Genomic DNA, 17,847 nt, shown 5'->3' with positions numbered 1-17,847 from the left:
GTCTTGCGGTAAGCGGTAGTAGCGCTGCGGTGGGCGTACTAACTAAGCCCTCTGTTTCCCTGCGACTGGACCATGCGCGCCTCGCAAAGATCCAGCCAGCGCACTTCCGCTTCGGCTTGAAAAATCAAGGAATCCAGCACAAGCAGCCATGCCGTATCGGAGGACCGTTGGTTGGCCGAGACAGCCTTTCGCGCTTGCGTATGTTCTTGCAGGGCCCGAACGGAAACTTCGCGCTGTGATTGGATGACGGCCGATGCATCCACGCCCGGCAGCGTCACGGCGAGCGCAAGTTTGATGGCAATTTCATTCCGCGGCGGATTGTCGCGACCCACCGCTCCCTCAAACCAAGCCGCAACTTCCTCCACCCCGGCGTCCGTGATGCTGTAAACGACGTGGCCACCGCCGTCGTCGCCGTCTTTGCTGACAAGGCCATCGCGCTCAAGCCGGTCCAGCGTGGTGTACACCTGACCGATGTTCAGCGGCCAGGCAGCACCGGTTCGGTCCTCGAATTCCACACGCAGCTCATAGCCGTACCGGGGCTGGTCCTGAAGCAGGGCAAGCAGGCTGTGCCGGATGGACATGAGGCTCCTTGCTACTGGGGAATTGGTGGGGGACATCGTGCATTAACGGGGCTGCTGTGGTTGTTAGAGGAGCAGGAGGACCTTTCCTACGTGCTCTCCGGAATCAAAGTATTCATGTGCCTCGCGGACATGGTCCAGCGGAAATGATTTGGCCACCAGGGGCTTGATGCGACCGTCGGCGAGCATGGGCCACACGGACTCGCGTACGGCGGACATGATGATGCCCTTTTCGGCCACCGTCCGCGGCCGGAGGGCTGTGCCTATGACGGCGGCACGTTTGCTGAGGAGTTGGCCCAGATTGATCTCGGCTTTGGTTCCACCCTGCAGGCCAATGATGATCAGCCGGCCGTAGTCGGCGAGCGCTTCAATGTTCTGTTGCAGGTACTTGGCGCCCACGACGTCGAGGATCACGTCTGCGCCTTTGCCTCCGTTTTGTGCCTTGAGGGTTTCAGGGAAGTCTTCCTCGTTGTAATTGATGGCGATATCGGCACCTAGGAAGGCCTTTGCTGTGCCAACTTTTTCATCAGAGCCGGCGGTGGTGGCAACCTTGGCTCCATAGGCTTTGGCGAGCTGAATGGCCATGGTGCCAATGCCGCCGGTGGCACCGTGGATGAGCACAGTCTCCCCGGGTTGCAGCTGGGCCGTCATGATGAGGTTCGAGTAGACGGTTGCCGCCACCTCGGGCAGTGCCGCAGCTGTGACCAGGTCCACGCCGTCGGGTAGCCGCAGTACTTGCTCTGCCGGCACGGCGACCTGCTGGGCATATCCGCCGCCCGATAACAGCGCCACCACTTTGTCCCCCACTGAGAAGGCTTTGGTGACTCCTGGCCCGAACGCGGCAATGCGACCGGAAACCTCCAGCCCGGGAATCTCTGAAGCCCCTGGTGGCGGTGGGTAGAAGCCACGGCGCTGCTGGACGTCGGCGCGGTTGAGGCCAGCGGCCACGACGTCGATCAGTACCTCGCCCTCGCCCGGCACCGGAGCCGGTACGTCACGGACTTCGAGGACTTCGGGTCCGCCTGGTTCAGAAATATAGACGGCTTTCATGACGAACTCCCGGTTTCTTGCTTGTAATCCAGGCCCGGGGCAGGGACTGGAGCACGTGATGTTTTGGAACAGCCAACTCCCTATGAAACACTACTAGGCAGGGAAGGTTGTCCGAGCGGCCTAAGGAGCTGGTCTTGAAAACCAGTGTGCGGTAACCCCGTACCAAGGGTTCAAATCCCTTACCTTCCGCCAGCAAATGCCCCGGGTCTACGAACCCGGGGCATTTTTGGCTTAACACCCGGGGCATCTCGGGCTTCAAACCGGGCCAGAAGTTGGGCTGCCATCCGGATCTGAGAACTGACACCCAGAAAATCATTGAAACTGTCATAGCCCCCGCATAGTGTTCTGCTTGTCCTCGCAACCGCCCATAAACAGCCGTAGCTTCCGCCGCGGAACGAACACAGGAGCCTCACTTATGCCTACGCCTGACATCACCCCCGGCGCCCCGTGCTGGATTGATTTGATGACATCCGATACGGAAAAAGCCAAGTCCTTCTACAGCGCACTCTTTGGCTGGACTTACGAGACGGGCGACCAGGAGAAGTACGGCGGCTACATCACAGCTTCCAAAGATGGACGCATGGTTGCGGGCATCATGCAGAAACAGGCAGACATGGGTGCCATGCCTGATGTGTGGTCGACGTACCTGCGCACGGACGACATCAAAGCCACCACTGAGGCAGCTGCCGCCCATGGTGGCCAAGTCCTCCTGGAGCCCATGGAAGTTCCTGAACAGGGCAGCATGGCCATGTATGGCGACTCTTCAGGAGCTGCAATCGGGGCCTGGCAGTTCGGTGAAATGAAGGGTTATGAGGTGGCTGCCGAATCCGGCGCCCCGGCATGGCACGAACTACTCGCGAAGGACTACGAGTCAGCAGTCAGCTTCTACCAGAGCGTCTTCGGTTGGGAAACTGCCGTCATGAGCGATACGCCCGAGTTCCGCTACACCACGTTGGGCGCTGGTGACGATGCCAAGGCCGGCATTATGGACGCTGCCGGTTTCCTCCCGGACCAGGTTCCGTCCATGTGGAGCGTGTACTTCGCGGTGGACGATACTGACGCCACAGTGGAACGGGCCGTAACTCTGGGCGCTACCGTCCTGCAGGCAGCAGAAGATACCCCCTTTGGACGGCTGGCCACGTTGTCGGACCCTACAGGTGCCGCCTTCAAGGTGATCCAAAGCATGGCGCCTGCCAGCTAACCCGTGCACCTCCGGTTCCTGCGGCTGTCTCCTGACCCGAGGCAGCCGGCAGGATCCGGGCGTCCTCCATCCACCACTGGTCCACTTCCTGTTCATTCCGACGTGTTCTGCTATGCCCGATACCCAGGTTTACCCGGAGTAACTTCCGGCATATCGCCCACTTCACAAGAAAGCGGGCGTAGTCCAAAGAGCCCCACAGGGCCCCTAATGAAAGTTAGAGCGGATGCACAAAAAACACTGGAAAACAGCAGCTGGAGCAGCCCTTTCGGTTGGTTTACTTGCTGCCCCGCTGACAGCCGTTCCCGCAATTGCCGCCGACGATCCTGGATCGCCGCCCGGCAACTCCGCAGTAATCATCAATGAGGCCTATCTAAGCGGAGGCAGCAGCGGCTCTGCTTTCAAGAACAAGTTCGTAGAGCTCTACAACTCCTCGGACACTTCCGTCAGCCTGGCAGGGTGGTCGCTACAGTACCGGTCTGCAACCGCCACGGGAGCGCCCACGGGAATCACTCCCCTCACCGGCAGCATCCCGGCCAAGGGCTATTACCTGATCCAAGGGGCTACGAACAGCGGCACCTCCACGGCACCCGCCCTGCCCACCCCGGATCTGCAGGCCACCGGAACCTTGAACCCGGGTGGAACTGCCGGCACGTTGGTCCTGGCGAAGCAGAGCAACGCAGTTTCTCCGCTCGGCGTGGGCTCAGTGACGGACAATGCCGCCATAGCGGATCTCCTGGGCTACGGCGCATCAAACACTTTCGAAACTTCGGCAGCAACTGCGCCCACGGGCAACACTGACGTCAGAAGCCTCAATCGGAGCAACGGTGTGGATACCGGCTCCAATGCTGCCGACTTCAGCTTGAGCGCCACCATCACGCCCACGGCGTCCGCCGGCGGAACTCCGCCCACTGAACCCGAGCCGGCCCCCGGGTTCAAGACGATCGCCGAAATCCAGGGAACCAGCACGGCAAGTCCGCTCGTCGGCAGCACCGTAACCACCCGTGGCAAAGTAACTGCCGTGTACGCTACGGGCGGTTTCAACGGCTACTACGTCCAGACCCCGGGAAGCGGCGGGGAGGATGCAGGGGCGGCCAGGACGGCGTCGGACGCTTTGTTCATCTACTCCACCGCGACGACGGGAACGGTGCAGCCCGGCGACTACGTGGAACTCACGGGGGTGGTCAGCGAGTTCGCCAACCAGACACAGCTCACGGTTGAGGCTGCCGGCCTACAGAAACTGAGCGAAGCTGCGCCGGAGGTAAAGCCCACTGCATTCGAGATGCCCGCCAACGAGGCGGCGCGCGAAGCCCTTGAGGGCATGCTCGTCGCCCCACAAGGCCCTTACACCGTGACAGACAACTATTCGCTGAGCCAGTATGGCGAAATCGGCCTCGCGGCCGGGACATCGCCGTTAGTGCAGCCGACGGCGGTCGCGACCTATGGTTCGCCAGAATATGCCGGCGTGGTGGCAGAGAACGCCCTCCGTGCCATCAAGCTCGACGACGGCGCATCCACCAACTTCCTCAAGGACGCCACCACCAAGGCCCAGCAGCTCCCTTACTTGACTACATCCGATCCTGTTCGGGTAGGCTCCCCCGCCCGGTTCCGGACCGATGTGATCCTGGGCTACGGCAATAATTCGTGGAAATTCCAGCCCCTCACAGCGCTGACTCCCACGAATGCGGACACTGTGCAGCCTGCAAGTTTCTCCGCTTCCCGCCCGGACGGCCCCGCTGACGTCGGCGGAAACCTAAAGCTTGTCTCCTTCAATGTGCTGAACTACTTCACCACCACCGGCGATCAGCTCAGCGGCTGCATTTTTTACACCGACCGGGACGGGAATCCGATCACGGTCAAGGAAGGTTGCAATGCCCGCGGCGCTGCCAATGCTGAGAACCTCCAACGCCAGCAGAGCAAGATCGTCGCTGCGATAACCAAGGCCGGTGCGGACGTCGTATCCCTTGAGGAAATAGAGAACTCCGCCCAGTTCGGCAAGAACCGTGATGACGCCCTGTCCAAGCTCGTGGACGCCCTCAACGTGAAGGCGCCGGGCGTATGGGACTACGTGCGGACACCCGCAAACGCTCCCCCTCCAAGCGATGAGGATATGGTCCGCACCGCGTTCATTTACAAGAAGGCGGTAGCCGAGCCGGTCGGGGAGTCAATCATCCACAACGACACCGTGGCCTTTGCAAGCGCCCGCAAACCGCTCGCGCAGGTCTTCAAGCCGATCGGCGCGGACGAAGACAAGAAGTTCATCGCGATCGTAAACCACTTCAAGTCCAAGGGTTCCGCTGCCACCCCGGATGACACGGACAAGGGCCAGGGCGCCTCGAACATTGCCCGCACAGAGCAGGCTAAATCACTCCTCGCCTTCTCCAAGGACCTCCAAGCCTCCAAAGGCACGGACAAGGTCTTCCTGATCGGCGACTTCAACGCCTATGCCAAGGAAGACCCCATCAATGTCCTGACCGGCGCAGGCTACGCCGACCTCGAAGCTGGTACCGGCAAGCATTCCTACCTCTTCGGTGGCATGGTGGGCTCGCTGGACCACATCCTTGCTTCCCCGGCAGCAGCCGGGATAGTCACGGGAACCGACATTTGGAACATCAACTCTGTGGAGTCCGTGGCGCTGGAATACAGCAGGTATAACAACAATGTCACCAACTACTATGCAGGGGACGAGTTCCGTGCCAGCGACCACGATCCTGTGGTGGTGGGCATGAACTTGGGATCGGATGTGCCGGCCACTGTTGACCTGCAGTTCCTGGGCATCAACGACTTCCACGGCCGGATCGACTCCAACACTGTCCTCTTCGCCGGCACTGTGGAGAAGCTCCGCGCTGCGGCCGCCCCCGGCGCAACAGCCTTCATTTCTGCCGGGGACAACATCGGCGCTTCACTTTTCGCTTCCTCGGTTGCGAAGGACCAACCAACCATCGATGTCCTGAACGCGCTGGAGCTTCGGGCTTCCGCAGTAGGTAACCACGAGTTCGACGGCGGGTGGCAGGACCTGCGCGATCGCGTCATCGCCGACGGTACCAACGCGAAGTTTGCCTACCTGGGCGCGAACGTTTACCAGAAGGGCACCAAGACTCCGGTACTGCCGGAGTACAAGGTCCTGGATATGAACGGCCTGCGGGTGGCCGTCATCGGCACCGTCACGCAGGAAGTTCCGTCGTTGGTGACCCCGGCGGGAATCACGGATCTCGAATTCGGAGATCCTGTTGAATCCATCAACCGCGTAGCCGCCAAGATCAAGTCGGAGAACGCGGCGGACCTGATCATTGTGGAGAACCACGACGGCGCAGCATCGGGCACACCGGAGGGTGCCACACTGGAGCAGGAAGTCGCAGCCGGCGGCCCGTTCGCCAAGCTCGTCAACGAGACCAGCCCTGACGTGGCCGCCATCTTTACCGGACACACCCACAAGGAGTATGCCTGGGACGCACCCTTGCTGGATGCCAACGGCCAATCCACCGGCAAAACCCGTCCCATTGTGCAGACCGGCAACTACGGCGAAAACGTGGGAAGCGTGACTCTCACGGTCGATACCGCTACGAAATCCGTGACGGGCTATAAGGCCGCCGTCGTGGACCGGACCACGGAGACTTCAGAAAGCCTGGCTGCCGCGTATCCCCGGGTGGCGACGGTAAAGGCGATCGTGGATAAGGCACTGGCCGAGGCCGCCGTGATAGGGAACCAGCCTGTTGGCGCAGTGACAGCTGATATCACCACCGCCTTCACGCCGGATCCGCTTGGAGGTGCCCCCAAGCGGGACGACCGCGCGAGCGAATCCACCCTCGGAAACCTGGTAGCGGACTCCCTGGTGGACACGCTCAAGGCGCCCGAACTGGGCGCGGCGGAGATTGGCGTCGTAAACCCCGGCGGCCTGCGCAACGAGCTCTACTACGCCCCGGACGGCACCATCACCTACGCAGAGGCCAATGCGGTCCTGCCGTTCGTGAACAACCTGTGGACTACATCCCTCACTGGCGCCCAGTTCAAGACCCTTCTTGAGCAGCAGTGGCAGACCAACGTTGACGGAACTATTCCCAGCCGCCCCTACCAGCAGCTGGGACTCTCCAAGAACGTCAACTACACCTATGACGCCGGCCGCCCTGCAGGGGACCGCATCACCGGCATCTGGGTGAACGGGACCGTGATGGACCCGGCGAAGCAATACAGAATTGGGACCTTCAGCTTCCTGGCGACGGGAGGCGACAACTTCCGGATCTTCAAGGAAGGCACCAACACGAAGGACACCGGCCTGGTGGACCGCGATGCGTGGATCAAGTACCTCCGTGAGCACAACCCCGTGTCGCCGGACTTCGCGCGCCGGTCAGTTGCCGTGGTTAACACCACCGCCACAGAGGTCAAAGCAGGTGAGCCCATGACACTCGCTATCTCCAAGCTGAATCTCACCTCGATCGGCAGCCCGGCCAACAACACCCTCAATGCGATCTTCGTGGACAGCAAGGGCGCAGCAGTGCCGCTTGGATCGGTTCCAGTAACGGCAGGAGCAGCCACGGTGGACCTCAAGGTTCCCGCTGCGGCAGCTGCAGGTACCGGCACCTTGGTACTGACCGCCGTCGAGAGTGGAACCGTGGTGAAGGTTAGTGTTCAGGTAGCTGATAGCGGGCCCAACCCGCCGCAGTGCACTCCGCCGGTCAAACCGTCTACGTGGTACGACCTCGTGGGCTGGCTCCGCTACGCGTGGGCGTGGCTGGAGTATCAAAAGTGCCTGAGGGGCTAAACAGCCCCTTTCCTTAGGCTGCCCCAGGGGGCACCTCACGGTGATGAATCGTGAGGTGCCCCCCTGGGGTTTGGCAGCTACTTCTTTGCGAGCTCGGGCTCTTCCGCTCGCTTGGCGTCTTTCTCAAGCTCCGCTTGGAACTCCTCGTAGCGAACCAGATGCGCAGGCCGACGACGCAGGATGGACCAGGCCACCCCCAGAATCACGAACCACAGCGGCGTAGCCAGCAGCGCAGCAAAAGTGTCCGGCTGCGTGGTCAGGGTCCAGAGCACGAAGGCAAAGAATGCGAAGACCACCCACACCATCACCACGCCGCCGGGCATTTTGAACGCCGAAGAATCATGCAGGTGTGGCCGCCGCTTGCGGAACGCAAGGTAGCTGGCCAGGATGATGGACCACACGAACACGAAGCAGACAGCAGACACCGTGGTCACCATGTCGAACGCCTTGCCGATGTCCTGCCCTGCATACATGAGAACGACGCCGGACAGCAGCAGGACGCAGGAAAGGAACAGGGCGTTGCGGGGTACTTTGCGTCCTGAGAGCGCGCCGAACACAGCTGGGGCGTCGCCTTCCTTAGCCAGGCCGTAAACCATGCGGGACGTGGAGTAGATGCCGGAGTTGGCGGAGGACATCGCAGAACTGAGCACCACCAGGTTGACGATGGTGGCGGCAGCACCCAGTCCGGCCAGGGAGAACATGGCAATGAAGGGGCTGTGTCCAGCCGCGAACTGGGTCCACGGGGTGACGGACATCAGGATGATGAGGGCGCCCACATAAAAGAGCAGCACGCGGATCGGGATCGAGTTGATGGCCTTGGGCAGGTTCTTCTCCGGGTCCTTGGCCTCGGCGGCCGTGGTGCCTACCAGTTCAATGCCGACGAAAGCGAAGACGGCGATCTGGAAACCGGCGACGAAGCCCATGAATTCATTGGGGAAGAAGCCACCGTGGCTCCACAGGTTGGTGAAGCTGGCCGGTCCGGCGTCGGACTGGAAGCCGCTGAAAATCATGAACAGGCCGACGATGATGAGGGCCGCGATAGCGACGATCTTGATGAGGGCGAACCAGAACTCGGTCTCGCCGAATGCTTTCACCGTAGCCAGGTTCAGGAGCAGCAGGATACCGATGGTGATCAATCCGGGTACCCAGAGCGGAAGGGAAGGCCAGAGCTCCTTGGAGTACCCGGCGATCGCGATGACGTCAGCGATGCCGGTAATGACCCAGCAGAACCAGTAGGTCCAGCCGGTGAAGAACCCTGCCCAGGGACCCAGCAGGTCCGCTGCGAAGTCGCTGAAGGATTTGTAGTTCAGGTTGCTCAGGAGCAACTCGCCCATGGCGCGCATGACGAAGAACAGCATGAAGCCGATGATCATGTACACAAAAATGACAGACGGACCAGCGGCAGAAATTGTCTTTCCCGAGCCCATGAACAGGCCCGTGCCAATTGCACCGCCTATCGCGATCAGCTGGATGTGCCGGTTACTGAGCTGCCGTTCGAGGTGTGGTGAGTCTGCTCGATGCGAGTCGGAGGATGGTGGGCGCTGAATCGTCAAGAGGAACTCCATTGTTCAGGCGGCACTGGGTGCCACGATGATTCGGGTTCCTCCCCGCTCTGTCGTGGACCTGAGAGTTTCCGCAGGAATGGGCCTGCTTGCACCTTCGGTGAGCCCGGATGCCCGGACTGCTTTCCAGAGTTGCCTCGCCGCGGCGGTACATGGGCCTGAGAGATTCCTGGGGAGGGTTTGCTCCTACGGCGCCTGACGGGATGTACCGGCAGGACTCTCCCGCCGCAGATCAAAAGCGCGCACCACTTTGCCGGTGATGCAGCTCACACACTAGCGAAGCGTTGGACTCACCGCAAACGAAGACAGCTAACTGCCCAGAATGCTACGAGCGATTTCGTCGGCATCCCGCAAGGTTCGCTGGCCACTGGCGTAAGCCTTCCCGGTTGCCGGACGCGCCTCCGCAGCAATGGCTGTTCCCCACTGGGTCGCGGACAATTGCAGGCCCAAAACATACATCCCCTGCGTCAGAGAGCCGTTGGACGCCACAGGCCGGTACGGGTGCGGTTCCACATCCAGTCCGGTTGTCTGCACTGGCGTGCCCTCGGCACTCATCATGATTTTGGTTCGCACAAGGCCGTCGGCCATGAGTTGTTCCAGGAGCGGGGAAATATTGATGCCTACTCGGTTGGCTGGCGACATCGCTTCAATCAAAGTGGGCGCCTCCACAGGTCCATCGTGAACCCAAGGCGAGACCGCCCGGAAAACCTTGGCGCTTCTATCCACGCTGAACTTGGGATCGGGTCCAACGAAACCAACGACGCCGGCACGCGCCAAAGCTGCCAACTGCTCAGAACGCAGTGCTGGGGCTCCGCTCGCAAGGCCTTCAACAAACGATTCGAACCATCCCCGCAGTTCAGCGACCCACGATTCGTCCGTGATTCCGCCGTCCGCGACGACAGACTTGAGGATCGCCCTGCCTCTGTGGAGGGCTCCTATGGCCATCTTCACGGGGTCGGCTTCCCCGAGGGCAGAGCGCCGCGCGTCGTCGTCAAGGTAGGCCGTTATTGCCAGGTCCAGCTCCCGGCGGGACGCGAACGTCCGGCCAGCCAACGGCGCAGCGAGCCCGCGGACATTGAGTCGGCGGGAGGCAACCACGTGCTTGTCCACGAGGGCGGCGACGTCACTTTCCCATTTGGCAGTGGTGTGCGCGTGGGGCTGCAAGGCATCCTCGAGGTCCGCGAGGAACTGCGCTGCATCGCGAATGGCGGCGGGCTGCGACCTTGCCAGGGTGGAGTAGTAAGCCCACAGGGCGTCACGATGCAGGAGCGGCCAAAGGTCATGGTCGAATCCTGGCTGGATGCCGGCTGCCCTGAAGCGGTCCACTGCTGCCTCGGTCAGGTAACTCATGGTGATGCTGCTGGGGTAATACCCTGCCAAACCAGCCTTGGCCCGGTACGGGGTTCCGCGCCGGGATGCTGCGATGATCTTGGGTTCCCTGCCTGAGGGCCGGTACTCGAGAACTCCGGCTCCCGGTACGCCGGCTTGCACGAACTTGCCTCCGCGGCCCTCGGTCAGCTGGCCCATGACATCGAAGAAATTCAGTCCCATCCCACGCACCAGGACGGGCTCGTTGTCCGGCACCCGCTGCCAGTCGACGTCGGCCGGCGGTGCAGGCGGGAAATAGAGGAGGCCATGCTCATCGGCGGCCCGTTGGAACGCACGCTGCTCTGGATTCAAACGCGACTCGACGTGCCCCAGCGCGAGGACCACCGAGCCGACGGTGAGCGTAGTGCCGTCGGCCAGTTCGACGTCGAACGCTTGCCCGCCTGTGGTGCCTGAGCTTGCCGGGACCGGGCGCGCCGCTACGGCGGTCGTTTCATGGAAGGTGACCTCCACGCCGTCGGGCATTCGCTGAAGCAGCTCCGCCAAAGTCTGCCGCAGGTACCTTCCATATATGGCCCGGCTCGGAAAATCGTGGGACTCGAGCGTGGCCAACTCCGCCTTTTCGGCGTCATTCAGGCCCTGTCCATCACGACGTCGGGCGGCGCGCCACTGGTCGAAGGAACCGCCCGCGAGGGGCTGCGCAAGCTTGGGATCTTCAGGGATGAGCGTCGGATAGAACGCCTGTGTGTTCATCAGGTACAGCCTGGACTGCTCCGGCTGCCACACATGGCCGGATGCCGGTGGGAAAGGATCTACAACATGGATGTGCAGTGCGCTCCACCCTGGATCGGCCCGGTTCGCACGGCTGGTGGCCCCTGCAGCCCAATTCGCGAGCAGCCGCTCAAGGACACTCGTGCCCCGGGGGCCGGCCCCAATCAGGGCAACACGATTGATTTGCGATTTAGCCACGCTCAAGCCTAACTTCCTGTGACTTGCTTCCAGTTGAAAAGTGTTGCTTGGATGGGGCGATGACCACCACAGAAGCTGATCAGACGCCCCTTCCTGACAATGACACGGATCTGGAGACCACGTCCGGGCCTCGCCACGCTGCGACCATAGCGCCCGAACCCACGGATGAGAACGTGTGGTTGGAGGACATTCACGGCGAAGAACAGCTGGCCTGGGTCGGTGAACAAAACGCGCGAACCGAGGATTTGCTGGAGGACGCAGAGTACGCAGCGGTTGAAGCCGGCATTCTGGAGGTCCTGGATTCCACGGACCGGATTGCCATGGTGAACAAGCGCGGTGATTACTACTACAACTTCTGGAAGGACCAGGAGCACCCCAAGGGCCTTTGGCGGCGGACCACGTGGGAGAGCTACGTTTCCGAGGCACCCGAATGGGACGTACTGCTGGACATCGATGCCCTCGCCGCCGCAGAAGGCGTCGAGTGGGTGTTCCATGGAGCTGGGTTTCTCCGTCCTTTGGACGGGGACATGTACCGCTTCGCGATGGTTTCTCTGTCCCCCGACGGCGGCGATGCCAACCGTCACCGCGAGTTCGACGTCGAATCCCGCACCTTTGTTGACCCTGCCGCTGGCGGATTCGATCTGCCCACGGCAAAAGGCAACGTGAGTTGGCTGGATGCGGACACCTTGCTGGTCTCCAGTACGGCAGAGGGGTTGCCTGCAACCAGTTCCTCGTACGCCCGGACCGGTGTGAAGCTGCGTCGCGGCCAATCCCTCGCCCAGGCAGAGCAGATCTTCGAGATCCCCGAAGACCACATGCTGGCCATCGTCGCCCACGACTCAACGCCGGGCTTCGAACGGACCTTCGCCGTGGATTACATCGACTTCTACAACCGCAGGACGTGGCTGCTCCGCGACGACTCATGGGTTGCGATCGACGTGCCTACGGACGTGAACATCAGCGCCCACCGGGAATGGCTGATGTTCCGCCCGCAGAAGGACTGGGACGTTTCCGGCGTTACCTACGCGGCCGGTTCCTTGCTGGCCGCTGACCTCGAGGGCTACTTGGCTGGATCACGGCAATTTGTGGTGCTGTTTACCCCCGATGATCACACGTCGCTGCAGTCATGGAGTTGGACCAAGGACTACCTGCTGCTCAACCTCCTGCGCGACGTCTCTTCCGAAATCAGGGTGCTGGACCCTTCCCGCGTCGATTCCGACAGCGGCTGGGTTGTCACCGCCCTGGACGCGTGCCCGCCGCTTCACGACGTCAACGCCTATGCGGTGGACGACGAAGACGAATCCGGGGCCGGAAATGACTACTGGTTGGTCGCCACCGGGTTCACTACGCCAACTACCCTCACCCGCGGCACCCTCACGGCTGGCGAGGTTCCTTCATCCGGCGGATCGACTGCCGGGGTGACGAGCCAGCATGCGGTGGTGAAGCGTTCGCCGTCGTTCTTCAATGATGGTGACTATGAGGTCCAGCAGCATTTCGCTGTCTCGGCGGACGGGACCAAAGTCCCCTACTTCCAGGTGGCATCCAAGGACCTGGTCCTGGATGGACAAAATCCCACGCAGCTTTCCGGCTATGGCGGATTCGAAGTTTCCCGCACCCCCGCCTACAGCGGCACCATTGGCAGGGCTTGGCTGGAGCGTCGCACTTCCGCTGCTGCCCTGGCCGACGGTCCCGGCTCGCACACCCGCGGCGGTGTGTACGTTGTGGCGAACATCCGCGGCGGCGGCGAATACGGCCCCTCGTGGCACCGCGCAGCCCTGCAGGAAAAGCGGCACCGTGCCTACGAAGACTTCGCCGCCGTGGCACAGGACCTGATCTCCCGCGGCGTGACCAGCCGCCGTCGACTCGGTTGCGTGGGCGGCTCAAATGGCGGGCTCTTGGTAGGCAACATGCTGACCCAGTACCCCGAACTGTTTGGTGCGGTTTCCTGCGGCGTGCCATTGCTGGACATGCGCCGCTACACCAAACTCTCTGCGGGATATTCATGGATCGCGGAGTACGGAGACCCCGATGTGCCTGAGCAGTGGGAGTTCATCCGTACCTTCTCCCCCTATCACCTGCTTCATGACGGCGTCGAGTACCCCGAAACCTTCATTTGGACCGCGACCTCGGATGATCGGGTAGGCCCCGTCCAAGCCCGAAAGATGGCAGCTCGGATGCAGGCAATGGGTATCCCGAATGTCTGGTTCCACGAAGCACTGGAAGGCGGGCACGCGGGCGCTTCGGACAACAGGCAGGCAGCCGCACTCCAAGCGCGAAGCAACCACTTCCTATGGCGTGTGTTGGCCGGGAGCAACTGAGGTTCCATTTCGATGGCCCGCTGCACGCAAGGCCGTGCGAACGGCTTGGCTGGCAGCGAGTCATCGAAATGGGCAGCGGATCGAAGGCGGTTTTGCACTGAACGGCACGTTCTGCGTATCCTTGGTGGGCTAGCAATAGCAAACGGAGACGTGCCAGAGCGGCCGAATGGGCTTCACTGCTAATGAAGTGTGGGGCACAACTCCACCGGGGGTTCAAATCCCCCCGTCTCCGCGAATGGGTCCCGGTTTTCGAACCGGGACCTTTTGCGTTTAATCCCAAGCCGCCGTAAGTTACCGGCGCTTTGCTCCGTGGCTTACTTCCGCGCCAGCGTGCCGGTGCAGCGTCAGGCTGTCCACTGTGCTGACCAGCATCAGGACAGCCATGGCGATAAATGCCCCTTTGTAGGCCGCTACCTGGTCCGCCCCGAGCACATCCGTTGCCTCGAACAGCCTCAGGAACAACGCGCCCACGGCGATACCTGCCGCAGCCGCCAACTGTACGAGGGTGGCGGAGATGGCGTTGGCCGAGGGCAGCTGCCCCGGGACGATGTCGGCATACTGCACGGAGGCGTAGGCCGAGAAGCCTATGGATCGGAAAGCCCCGCTGAGCAGCAACAACGCGAAAATGAGGGGCTCGGGTGTTTGGGCATTCAGGAACGCACACAAGGCAAACGTCACGGCCGACGCCAACGATGCAAAGACGAGCACCGGTTTGAACCCGAACCGCCTTATCAGGGGTGTGGTGGCAGGCTTGATCCCGATGTTGCCCACGAAGACCGCGGCGACCATGACCCCGGCTTTCAACGGATCCCAGCCAAATCCATCCTGAAACATCAGAGGCAGCAAGAACGGAACCGAGCTGATGGTCAGCCGGTAAATGAAACCGCCCGTGGATGTCGACCTGAAAGTCCTGGTGCCAAATACGCTGAGGTTGAACAGCGGAACCCTTGCTTTGCTCATCCACCAGACGGCGCAAGCCAGGGACACCACGCCGGCAGTCACCACCACAACAGCCAGCAGATTGGATGCGTGTCCGCCCAGCGTTTCCAGCCCCACCACAAGGGAACCCACACCCAAGGTAGTCAGCAGCAGACCAAACCAGTCAAGACGGCGTTTGGCATCAAATTGAGTCCTCGGAACCAATCTCAGTGCCGCAATGAAGGCAGCCAGGCCGAGGGGGACGTTAATGATGAAGATCCAGTGCCACGACAGGAAAGTTGTGAGGGCGCCGCCCACCATGGGAGCCAGAACCGGGGCAAGAAGGCCTGGCCATACCAAATAGGCGGTGGCACGGAGAAGTTCGGACTTGGGCGTGCCCCGCAAGACCACCAGGGTGCCCACGGGAACCATCATGGCGCCGCCCACCCCCTGCGCCACTCGACTCAACGTCAACATGGTCAAGTCGGTGCTTACTGCGCAGAAAAGGGAAGCAATAGTGAACACCGATATAGCCAGGCAAAATATCCTGCGGGCGCCGAACCGCTCGGCAAGCCAACTGCTCAACGGGATCCCCATTGCCACCGTCACCAAATAGGCAGTCATCGTGATGTTGATGTCGGCCGGCGCCGCCCGGAAATCGGCTGCAATGCTGGGGATGGCCGTGGTGAGGATAGTTCCGTCGAGAAACTCCATGAAGAACGTTGCCGCCACAAGCAATGCCAAGCGCGGGCGCCAACTGGTTTCAGTGGCCGCTTCGACGTCGGTGTTGCTCGGTTTTGTGCTCATGGCTCCGGTCCAAGTCTTGTCTGGTGGCCCGCATCGGCAGGCGGGCGTTTTTGCTCGATCCTCGTCTTTGCTCGATCCTATAGAGGCGCGGTGGGAGCGTTCACAACATGACGGTTTTCAGCGCAGTACCCGCCTGCGCGCTAACCCGCCTGAGCCAGGGCGAGCGGTAGCACTGCACCTACCCCGGACCGCCTGAGCGCCCTCGCCGCAACGGTCAGCGTCCAGCGGCTGTCGACGAGGTCGTCCACCAAGAGCACTGGTTGGTCACCAATGCCTGCGAGCGCTTGTGACAGTTCCGGGCCAACCGCCAAACGGTCCCATACTCCCGCGAGCCTGTAAGCGCTGTTCCCGCCACGTGATCCTGTGGGCCCTCCGTGCTCTGGCTGCAGTTGGCCCAGGTAAGGCATCCGCCCTATGCCGGCGATCCCCTGGGCCAGGGAGTCCACAAGTTGTGGCTTGCTCCTTGAGGGAATGCTGACAACGGCCGCCGGGCGCCCCACCCCGCTCCAGGCAGTTCCGCCGTCGGCCCCTGACCATTCGCGCAGCACCTGAACGCAGGCCTGCAGCATAGCGGGGTCCACGGACCGATCGGGTGCCCCCGCAGCAAAGAGCTCGCGGAGCGCACCACCCCAGCCCAAGTCCGTCAGCCTTGCCAGGACACGGCCTTCGGAAATGCTTTCGTCCGGCTTGATCTTGCCTTTGACTCCCACACCCAGCCTGTCCATTCCGCTGGGCCATTGGAGCCGCGGCTCCACCACGATCCCGGCTCGGCGCAGCGTCTGGCCTGCTGCATCAACCGCAGCCGCTGCAATGTCCACTGGGAACCAGCGTCCAGCACAGTTGTCACAACGGCCGCAAGGGGCGGCGGTCTCGTCATCGAGCACCGAGGTGATGTACTCCATGCGACAACCTGCGGTGTCCTGGTAAATCACCATGGAGTCCTGCTCATCCACTCGGGCTTCGGCAATGCGTGCATATCGCTCGGCATCGTAGCTCCATGAGCGTCCGGTAGCCCGCCAACCGCCGCCCACGCGTTCAACTGCCCCGTCAACGGCCAAGACTTTAAGGAGGAGTTCCAGAGGCGTGCGCCGAAGGTCCACCCGGGCTTCCAGCGCCACCGTGGACATGGCGCCGTTAGCCTCACCAAGTACCCTCAGGACGGCGTCGGCCTTTTCGGCTGAGGGCATGGAGGCGGTGGCGAAATACTGCCATATTTCCCGGTCCTCGGAGCCTGGAAGCAACAGGACATCGGCGTTGGCTGCGCCTCGGCCGGCTCGACCAACCTGCTGGTAATAGGCGACCGGCGAGGACGGCGCCCCGAGGTGAATGACGAAACCTAGATCCGGCTTGTCGAATCCCATCCCCAACGCCGAGGTGGCCACAAGCGCCTTGACCTGGTTGTCCTTGAGGAGTTGTTCTGCCCGCTCCCGATCGGCCGGATCCGTCCGGCCGGTATAGGACAAGACATTGTGTCCAGCCTCGGAAAGAAGCCGGGCAGTGTCCTCTGCGGCTGAGACGGTCAGCGCGTAAATGATTCCGCTGCCGGGTAGGTCCGCCAAGTGCGTCAGCAGCCAGCCCAGGCGATCGCGGGAGTCGGACAAGTTGAGAACGCCGAGCCGCAGCGACTCGCGGCCCAGTGCACCGCGGATGGTCAACACTCCGGCGCCGAGTTGTTCCTCGATATCGTGAACAACGCGGGAGTTGGCGGTAGCCGTGGTGGCGAGGACTGGAACCGATTCGGGCAGTTGGGCAATGAGATCGGCGATGCGCCGGTAATCGGGCCTGAAGTCGTGGCCCCAATCCGAAATGCAGTGGGCTTCATCAATAACGAGCAGTCCGGTCCTCCGGATCAGCTCGGGCAACTGGTTCTCCCTGAACGAGGGATTGGTGAGGCGCTCCGGCGACACCAGAAGAACGTCTACCTCGTCAGCTGCCAACTGTGCCAGGACAGTATCCCATTCAAGTGCGTTGGCCGAGTTGATAGCCACTGCCCGGACTCCCGCCCGTGCGGCCGCTGCTACTTGGTCCCGCATGAGCGCGAGAAGAGGGGACACGATCAGTGTGGGACCCGCACCGCGCTGGCGCAGCAACAAGGAGGAGACGAAGTAGACCGCGGATTTTCCCCAACCCGTGCGTTGGACCACCAAGGCGCGGCGCCCCGCGTCCACCAATGCCTCAATGGCCTCGAACTGGCCGTCATGGAAATCTGCTTCAGGGTGCCCCACTAGCTCACGAAGACAAGCCAAAGCCCTCTGGCGGGTAGGGGATTCCACGGAGACAGCGGCATTTGGTGAGGTGTTGGCCATGGACCCAGTATTCCAGCAGCCCCTGACAGCCAGAACCCGTGGCCTTGGCTATGTGG

At 62.0% G+C, this 17,847-nt stretch carries 9 protein-coding genes, 2 tRNA genes and 1 riboswitch; of the genes, 5 read left to right on the top strand and 6 right to left on the bottom strand.

Going from position 1 to position 17,847, the window contains the following annotated elements:
- Nucleotides 1–38 precede the first annotated feature (38 nt).
- Together LDN90_RS03860 and LDN90_RS03855 are read right to left on the bottom strand one after the other, a co-directional pair.
- Nucleotides 39–581, bottom strand: a complete 543-nt coding sequence (locus LDN90_RS03860) for a PadR family transcriptional regulator (RefSeq protein WP_216921319.1) — start codon at nucleotides 579–581, stop codon at nucleotides 39–41.
- Nucleotides 582–644: 63 nt separating this feature from the next.
- The gene (locus LDN90_RS03855) at nucleotides 645–1,628 is read right to left on the bottom strand and encodes an NAD(P)H-quinone oxidoreductase (RefSeq protein ID WP_223947986.1); all 984 of its coding nucleotides are present in this window, start codon (nucleotides 1,626–1,628) and stop codon (nucleotides 645–647) included.
- Between the two features lie 101 nt (nucleotides 1,629–1,729).
- Here LDN90_RS03855 and LDN90_RS03850 point away from each other — a divergent pair.
- The 3 genes from LDN90_RS03850 (at nucleotide 1,730) to LDN90_RS03840 (ending at nucleotide 7,585) form a co-directional block, all read left to right on the top strand.
- Nucleotides 1,730–1,820 (top strand) — tRNA-Ser (locus LDN90_RS03850).
- 223 nt (nucleotides 1,821–2,043) lie between these two features.
- The gene (locus tag LDN90_RS03845; protein WP_216921323.1) at nucleotides 2,044–2,829 is read left to right on the top strand and encodes a VOC family protein; all 786 of its coding nucleotides are present in this window, start codon (nucleotides 2,044–2,046) and stop codon (nucleotides 2,827–2,829) included.
- 223 nt (nucleotides 2,830–3,052) lie between these two features.
- Nucleotides 3,053–7,585 carry an ExeM/NucH family extracellular endonuclease gene (locus tag LDN90_RS03840; RefSeq protein ID WP_223947985.1) on the top strand — a complete coding sequence of 1,511 codons (4,533 nt, stop codon included), beginning with the start codon at nucleotides 3,053–3,055 and terminating at the stop codon, nucleotides 7,583–7,585.
- Between the two features lie 77 nt (nucleotides 7,586–7,662).
- On the opposite strand, the gene cycA is transcribed toward LDN90_RS03840, so the two are convergent.
- Together cycA and LDN90_RS03830 are read right to left on the bottom strand one after the other, a co-directional pair.
- Complete coding sequence (gene cycA / locus LDN90_RS03835) at nucleotides 7,663–9,150, bottom strand: D-serine/D-alanine/glycine transporter (protein WP_216921327.1); 1,488 nt, start codon at nucleotides 9,148–9,150, stop codon at nucleotides 7,663–7,665.
- Between the two features lie 133 nt (nucleotides 9,151–9,283).
- A riboswitch (glycine riboswitch) is annotated at nucleotides 9,284–9,382 on the bottom strand.
- A 74-nt stretch (nucleotides 9,383–9,456) separates the two neighbouring features.
- Nucleotides 9,457–11,442 (bottom strand): FAD/NAD(P)-binding protein, encoded by a 1,986-nt coding sequence (locus LDN90_RS03830; RefSeq protein WP_223947984.1) that lies wholly within the window; start codon nucleotides 11,440–11,442, stop codon nucleotides 9,457–9,459.
- 59 nt (nucleotides 11,443–11,501) lie between these two features.
- Between LDN90_RS03830 and LDN90_RS03825 the strand changes: the two genes are divergently transcribed.
- Both LDN90_RS03825 and LDN90_RS03820 read left to right on the top strand, forming a co-directional pair.
- Complete coding sequence (locus LDN90_RS03825; protein WP_216921331.1) at nucleotides 11,502–13,760, top strand: prolyl oligopeptidase family serine peptidase; 2,259 nt, start codon at nucleotides 11,502–11,504, stop codon at nucleotides 13,758–13,760.
- Between the two features lie 144 nt (nucleotides 13,761–13,904).
- A tRNA-Ser gene (locus LDN90_RS03820) sits at nucleotides 13,905–13,992 on the top strand.
- A 59-nt stretch (nucleotides 13,993–14,051) separates the two neighbouring features.
- Here the strand turns inward: LDN90_RS03820 and LDN90_RS03815 are convergent.
- Nucleotides 14,052–15,485, bottom strand: a complete 1,434-nt coding sequence (locus LDN90_RS03815) for an MFS transporter (protein WP_223947983.1) — start codon at nucleotides 15,483–15,485, stop codon at nucleotides 14,052–14,054.
- A gap of 140 nt (nucleotides 15,486–15,625) precedes the next feature.
- Entirely contained in the window at nucleotides 15,626–17,791 is a 2,166-nt protein-coding gene (locus LDN90_RS03810) for a RecQ family ATP-dependent DNA helicase (RefSeq protein WP_223947982.1), read from the bottom strand.
- Between the last annotated feature and the right edge of the window lie 56 nt (nucleotides 17,792–17,847).

The organism is Arthrobacter sp. NtRootA1 (assembly GCF_019976975.1).
Taxonomy (GTDB): domain Bacteria; phylum Actinomycetota; class Actinomycetes; order Actinomycetales; family Micrococcaceae; genus Arthrobacter; species Arthrobacter aromaticivorans.
The sequence above is the reverse complement of the archived record's forward strand: the minus strand, read 5'-3'. Positions and strand labels throughout refer to the sequence as shown.

What these genes read in the sequence shown, in the direction of transcription:
- LDN90_RS03810 (WP_223947982.1), bottom strand. Translation starts at nt 17,791, where the DNA reads ATGGCCAACACCTCACCAAATGCCGCTGTCTCCGTGGAATCCCCTACC.
- LDN90_RS03815 (WP_223947983.1), bottom strand. Translation starts at nt 15,485, where the DNA reads ATGAGCACAAAACCGAGCAACACCGACGTCGAAGCGGCCACTGAAACC.
- LDN90_RS03860 (WP_216921319.1), bottom strand. Translation starts at nt 581, where the DNA reads ATGTCCATCCGGCACAGCCTGCTTGCCCTGCTTCAGGACCAGCCCCGG.
- cycA (WP_216921327.1), bottom strand. Translation starts at nt 9,150, where the DNA reads ATGGAGTTCCTCTTGACGATTCAGCGCCCACCATCCTCCGACTCGCAT.
- LDN90_RS03840 (WP_223947985.1), top strand. Translation starts at nt 3,053, where the DNA reads ATGCACAAAAAACACTGGAAAACAGCAGCTGGAGCAGCCCTTTCGGTT.
- LDN90_RS03825 (WP_216921331.1), top strand. Translation starts at nt 11,502, where the DNA reads ATGACCACCACAGAAGCTGATCAGACGCCCCTTCCTGACAATGACACG.
- LDN90_RS03855 (WP_223947986.1), bottom strand. Translation starts at nt 1,628, where the DNA reads ATGAAAGCCGTCTATATTTCTGAACCAGGCGGACCCGAAGTCCTCGAA.
- LDN90_RS03845 (WP_216921323.1), top strand. Translation starts at nt 2,044, where the DNA reads ATGCCTACGCCTGACATCACCCCCGGCGCCCCGTGCTGGATTGATTTG.